An 11,235-nucleotide genomic window follows, 5' to 3' on the forward strand; every position below is an offset into this window, starting at 1 on the left:
GGCGGTTTGACACCCCTGACCTGGTGTGGCTCGCTCTGGCCCGGTTCGTGGCGGGACCCACCCCACCCGAACCGCACCACGAACGCAACAGCAAGCCGCCCAACACAAACAGGCGTGCCATCAACCCGCCGAGGGCGCTGGGGGGTCTTTGATCAGCTGGCGGGGTCCGGGGCAGAGCCCCGAGCACGAAACAGGAACCCGCCCGCAAAACCCAACCCCGCACACCCCCGAAAGGACAGCGCCTATCCGCGCCTACCCGCGAACGGTATCGATCACCAAAGCAGACCGCTCCACCACACCGTCAGCAACCGAATAAGCCCCGTCCAACGCCAGCAAAGCACCCTCCACCGCATCCGGGGTGTCGGTGCGCAGCTCGAGCAACGGCTGCCCGGCCTCAACCACATCCCCAGGCTTGGCCAAACAGAGCACCCCAGCACCAGCCTGCACCGGGTCCTCCTTGCGCGCCCGCCCGGCACCGAGCCGCCACGCCGCGACACCCACGCCGTAAGCGTCCAAAGTGGACAGCACTCCGGACGCGGGCGCGGTGACCACGTGGCGATGCGTGCCAACGGGAAGCGGCGCCTCGGGATCGCCGCCCTGCGCCCGGATCATCCGCGCCCACACCTCGTAGGCCTCACCGGACGCCAGCACGGCAGCGGGATCGGCCGAAATGCCGGCCAGCGACAGCATCTCCGACGCGAGCGCCACGGTCAGCTCCACGACGTCGGCGGGTCCGCCACCGCGCAGCACGTCGACGGACTCGGCCACCTCGACCGCGTTGCCGACGGCACGGCCCAGCGGCACCGACATGTCCGTCAGCAGGGCCGAGATCCGCACGCCGTGCTCGACGCCGATGGCCACCAGCGCCTCGGCCAGCGCCCGCGCGGAGGTCAGGTCCTTCATGAACGCACCGGACCCGACCTTCACGTCGAGCACCAGCGACTCGGCGCCCTCCGCGATCTTCTTCGACATGATCGAGGACGCGATCAGCGGGATCGCCTCGACCGTGCCGGTGACGTCGCGCAGCGCATAGAGCTTGCGGTCGGCGGGAGCAAGTCCTTCGGTGGCAGCACACACGACCGCGCCAACCGAGGACAGCTGCGCAAGGATCTCCGAAGTGGACAGTGCGGCCCGCCACCCCGGGATCGACTCCAGTTTGTCCAGAGTCCCACCGGTGTGGCCGAGTCCACGCCCCGACAACTGCGGCACCGCAGCACCGCAGGCGGCGACGAGCGGTGCCAGCGGCAACGTGATCTTGTCGCCGACCCCGCCGGTCGAGTGCTTGTCCACGGTCGGGCGGTCGACGTGCAACGACAACCGCTCGCCCGACGAGATCATCGCCTGCGTCCAGCGGGCGGTCTCCGCAGCGGACATCCCGTTGAAGAAGATCGCCATGGCCAGCGCGGACATCTGCTCGTCCGCGACCGCTCCGCGCGTGTAGGCGTCGATCACCCAGTCGATCTGGGCGTCCGACAACGTCTGCCCGTCGCGCTTGGCGCGGATGACGTCGACAGCGGAAAAGCTCATGGCAGGTCCTCCGGTCCGAACGCGTCCGGCAGCACCGCGGACATCGGCAGCACGCCGGACGGTGTGTCCACCAGGCAGTCCCGCCCGCCGAGCTCGTAGAGCACCTGGCGGCACCGGCCGCAGGGCATCAGCAGCTCACCGGCACCGGACCGGCACGCCACCGCGACGAACCGGCCCCCGCCCGTGAGCTGCAGCTGGCCGGCCATCGTGCACTCGGCGCACAGCCCGACGCCGTAGGAGGCGTTCTCGACGTTGCACCCGGTCACGATGCGGCCGTCGTCGCACAACGCCGCGGATCCGACCTGCAGCCCCGAGTACGGGCAGTGGGCGAGCGAAGCCGCCTCCACCGCCCGTGCCCGGAGCAGGTCCCAGTCGACCTCAGCCACGGCGGTAGACCAGTCCGTCGGCGGCGGGCATCCGCAACCGCTGGGACGCCACCGCCAAGACCGCCAGCGTCACCATGTGCGGCGTGTACGAGACGAACTCGCCGGGGATCTCGTCGAGGCTGATGTAGAGCAGGTACATCAGCACGGCGACGACGATCGCGGCCGCGGCCGAGAACCACTTGCGGCGGAACAGCTGCCACACCACGATCACGCCGAGCAGGATCACCACGCCGTAGACGAGGCCCAGCACCGTCTCGCCGCCCGAGCGCAGCTGCAGGCCGTCGGCGTAGCCGAACAGCGCCGCACCACCGAGCAGGCCACCCGGCCGCCAGTTGCCGAAGATCATCGCCGCGAGGCCGATGTAGCCGCGGCCACCGGTCTGGCCCTCGAGGTAGGACAGCTGCCCGGGGTTGAGCACCAGCGCGGCACCGCCCAGGCCGGCGAGACCGCCGGAGACGATCACGGCGACGTACTTGTGGAAGTACACCTTCACGCCGAGCGAGTCCGCGGCGTGCGGGTTCTCGCCGACCGAGCGCAGGCGCAGGCCGAAGCGGGTGCGCCAGAGCAGGTAGTACGACAGCGGCACGAGCAGGATCGTCAGCATCGTCAGCGGCGAGACGCCGGTGACCAGACCGCGCAGGATGCCCGCGACGTCGGAGATGATGACGCGCTGCCCGGCCTCGAGCTCACCGAGCCAGTCCGCGAAGCCCGCCGCCGAGTAGGTGTCGAACGGCGCGACCGGCGGCGACTGCCGCGGGTTGTTCGACAGCGGCAGGAACACCAGCGTCGACAGGTACTTCGTCAGACCGGCGCCGAGCAGGTTGATCGCCACACCGGAGACGATGTGGTTGACGCCGAACGTAACCGTGGCGATCGCGTGCAGCAGACCGCCGAGCGAGCCGAACACGACGGCCGCGACGAGCGCCGCCCACGGGCCCCACTGGTAGCCGGCCCACGCCGCGCCCCAGGTGCCCATGATCATCATGCCCTCGAGGCCGATGTTGACCACGCCCGCGCGTTCCGCCCACAGGCCGCCCAGACCCGCGAGCAGGATCGGCAGCGCGAGCCGCACCGCCGTCTGCGTCGTGCCGGACGACGTGAGCTGCGGGAACCCCGTGAGGTACGAGGTGGTCGACAGCAGCAGGACCGCGCCGGCGACACCGATCATCCCGACGGCCCAGCCCGGCACCTTGCGCTTGCGCGGTGCCGCCGGGACGTGGGGCTTCTCCTCCAGCGTCGAGATCACGCGGCACCTCCAACGGTTCCGAGCTCACGGCCGACGCGACGCTGCTCGGAGGCGAGCTCGAAGCGGCGCACCACCTCGTACGCGACGACGACCGACAGGACGATCGAGCCCTGCATGATGGTGACGATCTCCCTGGGCACGCCGACGTTGTCGAGCGCGAGGCCCGACTTGTCGAGGAACGCCCACAGCAGCGCGCCGAACGCGATGCCGCCGGGGTGGTTGCGGCCGAGCAGCGCGATCGCGATGCCCGAGAAGCCGATGCCCGCGGTGAAGTTCAGGCTGAACGTGTGGTCGCGGCCGAGCAGTTCCGGCAGCGAGATGAGGCCCGCGATGGCGCCCGAGAGCAGCATCGAGACCAGCACCATCTTCTTGGCGTTGACGCCACCGGCGGACGCGGCCGTGGACGACTCGCCCGACGCGCGCAGCTCGAAGCCGAACCGCGTCTTGTTCATCATGACCCAGTAGCCGACGCCGAGGGCGATGGCCACGAAGATGAAGCCGAACATCGTGCCGCCGCCCCCGAAGCTGATGCCGGGCATCCAGCCCGACTCCGGGATCTCGGCGGTGCGGATGTTGTTGCCCCGCAGCTCACCGAAGACGTCGCGGCGGATCAGGTAGGCGGACAGGCCGATCGCCAGCCCGTTCATCATGATCGTCGAGATGACCTCGTTGACGCCGCGGGTCACCTTGAGGATCGCGGGGATCGCGGCCCAGGCGGCACCGGCGAGCGCCGCGACGATGATGATCACCAGCGTGTGGATGCCGGTGGGCAGCGCGATCGAGCCGCCGACCACGGCCGCCACGACGGCGGCGACGCGGTACTGGCCCTCGACACCGATGTTGAACAGGTTCATCTGGAACCCGATCGCGACCGCGAGCGCCGCGATGTAGTAGATGCCCGTCGAGTTGATGATGTCGATGAAGGTCGTGCCCTTGCCGACCTGCGTCACCATCGCGCCGAACGCGCTCAGCGGGTTCGCGCCGGAGATGACGAGCGCCACGCCGCACAGCAGCAGTGAGAAGACGATCGCCAACGCGGGCGGCAGGAGTTTGCCGCGCAGGTGTCCCATCAGTGTTCGCCTTCCTCGACCGCGGCGGTTTCGTGCACCGCGGCACTGGTGCTGCCCGCACCCGTCATCGCGCTGCCGAGGTCCTCGGGCGTGACGGTGTTCGGGTCGGCGTCGGCCACCAGGCGGCCGCGCAGCATGACCTTGATCGTGTCGGAGAGACCGATCAGCTCGTCCAAGTCGGCGGAGATCAGCAGGACCGCGAGACCGGCGGCGCGGGCGCGCTTGATCTCGTCCCAGATCAGCGCCTGCGCACCGACGTCGACACCGCGGGTGGGGTGCGACGCGATCAGCAGCACGGGGTCGCCGGACAGTTCGCGGCCGACGACGAGCTTCTGCTGGTTGCCACCGGACAACGCCGCCGCGGGGACGTCGATGCCGGGCGTGCGGACGTCGAAGTCCGCGACGATCCGCTCGGTGTCCTGCTTCGCGCCGTCGGTGTCGAGCCACATGCCCCTGGCGGTCGGCTTGCGGGTCTGGTAACCGAGGATCCGGTTGTACCAGAGGGGTTGCGTGAGGAGCAGGCCGTGGCGGTGGCGGTCCTCCGGCACGTAGCCGATGCCCGCCTCGCGCCGGGCGAGCGTGCCGAGCTTCGAGAGGTCCTTGTCCAGCAACGTGATCGTGCCGCTGCCGGCCTTGCGCATGCCCATGACCGTCTCGACGAGCTCGGTCTGGCCGTTGCCCTCGACGCCCGCGATGCCGACGACCTCGCCGGACCGCACGACCAGGTCGACGTCGTCGAGGATCGGGCGCGCGCCGTCGGGCGTCATCAGCTTGAGCCCCTTGACGTCCAGCACCACCTTGTCGGTGACGGTGGACTCGCGGGTCTCCGGGCTCGGGAGCTCGCTGCCGACCATCATCTCGGCGAGCTGGCGCGACGACACCGTCTTCGGGTCCGCGCTGCCCACGGTCGTGCCGCGGCGGATCACCGTGACGGAGTCCGCGATCGCGCGGACCTCGTCGAGCTTGTGCGAGATGAAGAGGAACGTGTAGCCCTGCTCCTGCATGCCGCGCACGGTCTCGAAGAGCTCGTTGACCTCCTGCGGCACGAGCACGGCGGTGGGCTCGTCGAGGATGATCACCTTGGCGCCGCGGTAGAGCACCTTGAGGATCTCGACGCGCTGCCGGTCGGCGACGCCCAGCTGCTCGACGAGCACGCCGGGGTCGACGTTCAGCCCGGTCCTGCCGGAGAGCTCGATGATGCGCTTGCGGGCCTTCTGGCCGATGCCGTGCAGGGCTTCGGCACCCAGGACGACGTTCTCCTGGACGGTGAGGTTGTCGGCCAGCATGAAGTGCTGGTGCACCATGCCGATGCCGGCCTTGATGGCGTCGGACGGCGTGCGGAACCGCACCTGCTCGCCGTTCACCTCGATGGTGCCCTCGTCCGGCGGCTGCATGCCGTAGAGGATCTTCATCAGGGTGGACTTGCCCGCGCCGTTCTCGCCGCAGAGCGCGTGCACCTCGCCACGGCGGACGGTCAGGTGGACGTCGCTGTTGGCGACCACACCGGGGAATCGCTTGGTGATGCCGGTGAGCACCACCGCGGGGGGACCGTCCGTCTGGACGGACGTGGAACTGCTCATCGTCGAGTTGCTCCTCCTACCACGCACCAGGCCCTGCGAGGCATGTCCTCACAGGGCCCGGTGGTGTTCAGCTTTCGGACTACGGCTTGTCCTTGACCTGGATCTTGCCCTCGATGATCTGGGCCTTGTAGCCCTCGAGGATGCCCTGCAGCTTCGCGTCGATCTTGCCACCCGAGGTGGCGTAGCCGACACCGTTCACCTTGAGGTCGAAGACCTTCGGCAGCGACGCGACGTCGTTCTTCGCGACGGCCTTGATGAAGTCGTAGACCGCGACGTCGACGCGCTTGAGCATGGACGACACGATGACGTCCTTGGTGTCGGCGACGGTCGCCTGGTTGTACTGGTCGGAGTCGACGCCGATCGCCAGCACGCCACCCTGCTTGGCGGCGGAGAAGATGCCCTTGCCGGACGCGCCCGCGGCCTGGTAGATCACGTCGGCGCCCTTGTCGATCTGGCCCTTCGCGGCCTCCTGGCCCTTCGGCGCGTCCTGGAAGCCCGTGAAGTCACCGGCCGGGGTGATGTACTTCGACTCGACCTGGATCTTCGGCGCGGCGGCCTTGGCACCCTGGACGTAGCCGGCCTCGAACTTCTGGATCAGCGGGATCTCCACACCGCCGACGAAGCCCACGTGGCACTTCTTGCTCTGGTACGCGGCGATGACACCGGCGAGGAAGGAGCCCTCCTGCTCGGCGAACAGCAGCGGGGTCACGTTGGTCGCGCCCTCGACGGAACCGTCGACCAGGCCGAACTTGACCTGCGGGAACTCCGCGGCGACGAGCTTCATCGACTCGGCGTAGGCGAAGCCGACACCGATGATCGGGCTGAAGCCCTCCTGCGCGAGCTGGCGGAGGCGGGTCTGCTTGGCGGACTCGTCCTCGTTCGGCGCGGCGGACAGCTCGCGGGTGTTCTCCTTCTTCACCCCGAAGTCCGTCAGCGCCTTGTCGAGCCCGGCGGCGGCGGAGTCGTTGAACGACGCGTCGCCACGGCCACCGATGTCGTAGGCCAGGCCGACCTTCAGCGCACTCGCGTCGACCTTGTCGCTGTTGGCGGCGCTGGTGCTCGACGTGGCGGGCGCGGTAGGAGCCTCGGCGAACTCGCAAGCGGCGCCAGTGCCGGTGTTCGAGTTGTTGCTACCGCCACCCGAGTCCTTCGCGCAGGCGGCCATAGTCATCACGCTGGTCAACGCGATCGCGGCGACCGCGACACCACGCATACGACGACGCACGGCTCGTCTCCTCCCTGAGGTTCCTCCCCAACGGCGTTGTTGGGTTCTAGACGGCGCACCGTACCTCTTAGTAACCAACCCCGTTGCGGCCAGCACCTACATAGACCCCTATCGGTTACGCATTCGACGCATTGGCCGCACGAGTCGTGATCACTCGTGTTCGGCGCGTGGCGAAAAGTCCTCTTCGCTCGCTTCCTCGTCGTGATCGTCGTCCATTCGGCCCAGTTCCGCGCGGCGAGCCCAGCGCTCCAGCGCCGACGACATCCCCGCGACCGGACCGCCGCCCGGCGGTTCCTTCCCCATGGCGCCAGGATCGGGCGGGGTGCTGCCGCGCCGCTGACGCCGGAATGTCACACCCCTGACCTGCGGTTCGACCGTGGACGAAATTTCTTCGCGATTTCGGTGAACCGGTGGCGGGGCCGCGCTCGTGTACCGGGGTGGCAAGTGCCCTTGCCGACGACGGCGGCCCGGACCAAGGCGGAGGTCCCGGGCCGCCGTCCTGCCACTGCGGCACCCGCGCGCGGAATGTGGCCTGGACCGCATTTCCGAATCGATCAAGACCGCTTGGTGGATCGACAGCGTGTCTCATCGATCACAGAGCGGGTGCGCCTGCTGTGTCCGTTCCAACCGGCGGGACTACGCTTTTCCGGTCATGGTCGGAATGAACCGTTTCGCCGACCACCACCACTGACGTTGGAGGCCGCGGCGCATGACCAGCGCAGGCGCACCCGAGCGCACCACCACCCGAGGGGGTGGGACGCTCTACCGCGGTGATCTGGGCATGTGGTCCTGGGTCGCCCACCGGATCACCGGTGTCCTCACGTTCTTCTTCCTCTTCACCCACGTGCTCGACACCGCCCTCGTGCGGGTGTCGCCGAACGCGTACGACGCGGTGATCGAGACCTACAAGAACCCGATCGTCAACCTCTTCGAGGTCGGCCTCGTCGGCGCGGTGCTCTACCACGCGCTCAACGGCATCCGGGTCATGCTGGTCGACTTCTGGGAGAAGGGCGCCAAGTACCAGCGGGTCATGCTGTGGACCGTGCTGGCCGTCTGGGTGGTCGTGATGATCCCCGGCTTCTACTTCATGATGGAACGCACGATCTCCGACCTGGTTGGGGGTCACTGAGCCATGTCCCTCGCACTCGACAAGCCCCGTTCGCCCCGCCGCCCCGCGGCCCGCCGCGGCAACGGCGAGCTCTACAGCTGGCTGTTCATGCGCCTCTCGGGCCTGCTGCTCGTGGTCCTGGTCCTGGGCCACCTGTTCATCATGAACATCCTGGACGGCGGCGTCCACAAGATCAACTTCGCCTTCGTCGCCGGCCGCTGGTCGTCCCCGTTCTGGCAGTTCTGGGACCTCGCGATGCTCTGGCTCGCGCAGCTGCACGGCGGCAACGGCGTGCGCACCGTCATCAACGACTACGCGCGCAAGGACTCCACCCGGTTCTGGTTGAAGATGCTGCTCTACGTGTCGATGGTGCTCATCGTCTCGCTCGGCACCTTCGTGATCTTCACCTTCGACCCGAACATCTCGAACTGACCCGCGCGGGGAGCCCACCACAATGCAGTTCCACAAGTACGACGTAGTCATCATCGGCGCTGGTGGTGCCGGAATGCGCGCGGCGATCGAGTCCGGCCAGCGCGCCCGCACCGCGGTGCTCACGAAGCTCTACCCCACGCGTTCGCACACCGGCGCGGCCCAGGGCGGCATGTGCGCCGCCCTCGCCAACGTCGAGGAGGACAACTGGGAGTGGCACACCTTCGACACGATCAAGGGCGGCGACTACCTGGTCGACCAGGACGCCGCCGAGATCATGGCGAAGGAGGCCATCGACGCGGTCCTCGACCTCGAGAAGATGGGCCTGCCGTTCAACCGCACGCCCGAGGGCAAGATCGACCAGCGCCGGTTCGGCGGCCACACGCGCAACCACGGTGAAGCCGCCGTGCGCCGCGCCTGCTACGCCGCGGACCGCACCGGTCACATGATCCTGCAGACGCTCTACCAGAACTGCGTCAAGCACGGCATCGAGTTCTTCAACGAGTTCTACGTGCTCGACATCTGCCTGACCGAGACGGAGAACGGCCCGGTCTGCACCGGCGCCGTCGCCTACGAGCTCGCGACCGGCGAGATCCACGTCTTCCAGGCCAAGTCCGTCGTGTTCGCGACCGGTGGCTTCGGCAAGGTCTTCAAGACCACGTCGAACGCCCACACGCTGACCGGCGACGGCATGGGCATCGTCTTCCGCAAGGGCCTGCCCCTGGAGGACATGGAGTTCTACCAGTTCCACCCGACCGGCCTGGCCGGTCTCGGCATCCTGCTGACCGAGGGCGCCCGCGGCGAGGGCGCGATCCTGCGCAACGCCTCCGGCGAGCGGTTCATGGAGCGCTACGCCCCGACCATCAAGGACCTGGCGCCGCGCGACATCGTGGCCCGGTCGATGGCGCTGGAGGTCCTCGAGGGCCGCGGCGCCGGTCCGAACAAGGACTACGTGCTGCTGGACTGCACGCACCTCGGTGCCGAGGTCCTCGAGACGAAGCTCCCGGACATCACCGAGTTCGCCCGCACCTACCTCGCGGTCGACCCGGTCGTCGAACCCGTCCCGGTCTACCCGACCGCGCACTACGCGATGGGCGGCATCCCGACGAACATCCACGGCGAGGTGCTGCGGGACAACGACAACGTCGTGCCCGGCCTCTACGCCGCCGGCGAGTGCGCCTGCGTGTCCGTGCACGGCGCGAACCGCCTGGGCACGAACTCGCTGCTGGACATCAACGTCTTCGGCCGCCGCGCCGGCATCGCCGCCGCGGAGTACGCGAACTCCCGCGAGTCGCACGTCGACCTGCCGGAGAACCCGGCCGCGGTCGTCGAGGCCCAGGTCGCCCTGGCGCTGTCGGAGCACGGCCAGGAGCGCGTGGCGGACATCCGCACCGAGCTGCAGGCCACGATGGACGCCAACGCGTCCGTCTACCGCACCGAGGACACGCTGAAGACGGCCCTGCACGACGTGCAGGCGCTGAAGGAGCGCTACGCCCACATCTCCGTGCAGGACAAGGGCAAGCGCTTCAACACGGACCTGCTGGAGGCCGTCGAGCTCGGCTTCCTGCTGGAGCTGGCCGAAGTGCTCGTGCACGGCGCACTCGCGCGCAAGGAGTCCCGCGGCGGCCACGCCCGCGAGGACTACCCGAACCGCGACGACACGAACTTCATGCGCCACAGCATGTTCTACAAGCAGGGCGACGACCTCTCGGCGGACATCCGCCTCGACTACAAGCCCGTGACCTTTACCCGGTACAAGCCGATGGAGCGCAAGTACTGATGACCGCCACCGCTGAAACCACTGCTGGCTCGCGCGGCTCCCAGCCGCCGGTTCCGGACGGCGCTGTCACGGTCACCGTCAAGATCCGCCGGTTCAACCCGGAGGTCGACGACGAACCGCGCTGGGACTCGTTCGACATCCCGGCGCTGCCGTCGGACCGCGTGCTCAACCTCCTCCACCACATCAAGTGGTACGTGGACGGCACGCTGACGTTCCGCCGCTCCTGCGCGCACGGCATCTGCGGTTCCGACGCCATGCGCATCAACGGCGTGAACCGCCTGGCCTGCAAGGTCCTGCTGAAGGACCTGCTGCAGAAGGGCGACAAGCAGACCACGATCACCATCGAGCCCATCAAGGGCCTGCCGGTGCACAAGGACCTGCTGGTCGACATGGAGCCCTTCTTCGAGGCCTTCCGCGCCGTCAAGCCGTACCTCGTGACCTACGGCAACGAGCCGACGCGCGAGCGCATCCAGTCCGTCGCCGACCGCGAGCGGTTCGACGACACGACGAAGTGCATCCTGTGCGCCTGCTGCACCACCTCCTGCCCGGTCTACTGGACCGAGGGCTCGTACTTCGGCCCGGCGGCGATCGTGAACGCGCACCGGTTCATCTTCGACTCGCGTGACGAGGGCGCCGAGGAGCGGCTCGACATCCTCAACGACATCGACGGCGTGTGGCGCTGCCGCACGACGTTCAACTGCACGGACGCCTGCCCGCGTGGCATCCAGGTCACCAAGGCGATCCAGGAAGTGAAGCGCGCGCTGCTGTTCAAGCGCGTCTGAGGTTTCCCGGGCTCTTCGAAGCGCCGCGTTCCCGCCGGGGGCGCGGCGCTTCGGCGTGTGCGGGCAGATGCACCGTGATCCGGCTACGTCACCTCCACGATC

11 protein-coding genes are annotated in these 11,235 nt (G+C 68.6%); 4 read left to right on the top strand and 7 right to left on the bottom strand.

Annotated elements, in window-relative coordinates; genetic code table 11:
• Positions 1-252: 252 nt before the first annotated feature.
• The 7 genes from ACFWGZ_RS34055 to ACFWGZ_RS34085 all read right to left on the bottom strand — a co-directional run bounded on the left by ACFWGZ_RS34055 (position 253) and on the right by ACFWGZ_RS34085 (position 7,337).
• Entirely contained in the window at positions 253-1,527 is a 1,275-nt protein-coding gene (locus tag ACFWGZ_RS34055) for a thymidine phosphorylase (protein WP_382455698.1), read from the bottom strand.
• Positions 1,524-1,913, bottom strand: a complete 390-nt coding sequence (locus tag ACFWGZ_RS34060; protein ID WP_382455699.1) for a cytidine deaminase — start codon at positions 1,911-1,913, stop codon at positions 1,524-1,526. Before ACFWGZ_RS34060 ends, ACFWGZ_RS34055 begins: the two co-directional genes overlap by 4 nt.
• Entirely contained in the window at positions 1,906-3,156 is a 1,251-nt protein-coding gene (locus tag ACFWGZ_RS34065; protein ID WP_382455706.1) for an ABC transporter permease, read from the bottom strand. Before ACFWGZ_RS34065 ends, ACFWGZ_RS34060 begins: the two co-directional genes overlap by 8 nt.
• Positions 3,156-4,229: an ABC transporter permease gene (locus ACFWGZ_RS34070; protein WP_382455700.1), complete on the bottom strand. Its 1,074-nt coding sequence runs from the start codon at positions 4,227-4,229 to the stop codon at positions 3,156-3,158. Before ACFWGZ_RS34070 ends, ACFWGZ_RS34065 begins: the two co-directional genes overlap by 1 nt.
• Positions 4,229-5,809: an ABC transporter ATP-binding protein gene (locus tag ACFWGZ_RS34075; protein ID WP_382455701.1), complete on the bottom strand. Its 1,581-nt coding sequence runs from the start codon at positions 5,807-5,809 to the stop codon at positions 4,229-4,231. Before ACFWGZ_RS34075 ends, ACFWGZ_RS34070 begins: the two co-directional genes overlap by 1 nt.
• Positions 5,810-5,888: 79 nt before the next feature.
• On the bottom strand, positions 5,889-7,022 hold the full coding sequence (locus tag ACFWGZ_RS34080) for a BMP family protein (RefSeq protein WP_382455707.1): 1,134 nt from the start codon (positions 7,020-7,022) through the stop codon (positions 5,889-5,891).
• 162 nt (positions 7,023-7,184) lie between these two features.
• Positions 7,185-7,337, bottom strand: a complete 153-nt coding sequence (locus tag ACFWGZ_RS34085; protein ID WP_382455702.1) for a hypothetical protein — start codon at positions 7,335-7,337, stop codon at positions 7,185-7,187.
• A gap of 406 nt (positions 7,338-7,743) precedes the next feature.
• Here ACFWGZ_RS34085 and sdhC point away from each other — a divergent pair, with 406 nt between their 5' ends.
• Genes sdhC through ACFWGZ_RS34105 form a run of 4 tightly spaced genes read left to right on the top strand, consistent with a single transcriptional unit; the run spans position 7,744 to position 11,133 of the window.
• A complete protein-coding gene (gene sdhC / locus ACFWGZ_RS34090; protein WP_191298313.1) occupies positions 7,744-8,163 on the top strand; it encodes a succinate dehydrogenase, cytochrome b556 subunit in 420 nt (139 codons plus the stop codon).
• A 3-nt stretch (positions 8,164-8,166) separates the two neighbouring features.
• A complete protein-coding gene (locus ACFWGZ_RS34095; RefSeq protein WP_382455703.1) occupies positions 8,167-8,574 on the top strand; it encodes a succinate dehydrogenase hydrophobic membrane anchor subunit in 408 nt (135 codons plus the stop codon).
• A gap of 22 nt (positions 8,575-8,596) precedes the next feature.
• The gene (gene sdhA / locus ACFWGZ_RS34100) at positions 8,597-10,351 is read left to right on the top strand and encodes a succinate dehydrogenase flavoprotein subunit (RefSeq protein WP_382455704.1); all 1,755 of its coding nucleotides are present in this window, start codon (positions 8,597-8,599) and stop codon (positions 10,349-10,351) included.
• Positions 10,351-11,133 (top strand): succinate dehydrogenase iron-sulfur subunit, encoded by a 783-nt coding sequence (locus ACFWGZ_RS34105; RefSeq protein ID WP_382455705.1) that lies wholly within the window; start codon positions 10,351-10,353, stop codon positions 11,131-11,133. Before sdhA ends, ACFWGZ_RS34105 begins: the two co-directional genes overlap by 1 nt.
• Positions 11,134-11,235 lie beyond the last annotated feature (102 nt).

The organism is Lentzea sp. NPDC060358 (genome assembly GCF_042725365.1).
Taxonomy (GTDB): domain Bacteria; phylum Actinomycetota; class Actinomycetes; order Mycobacteriales; family Pseudonocardiaceae; genus Lentzea.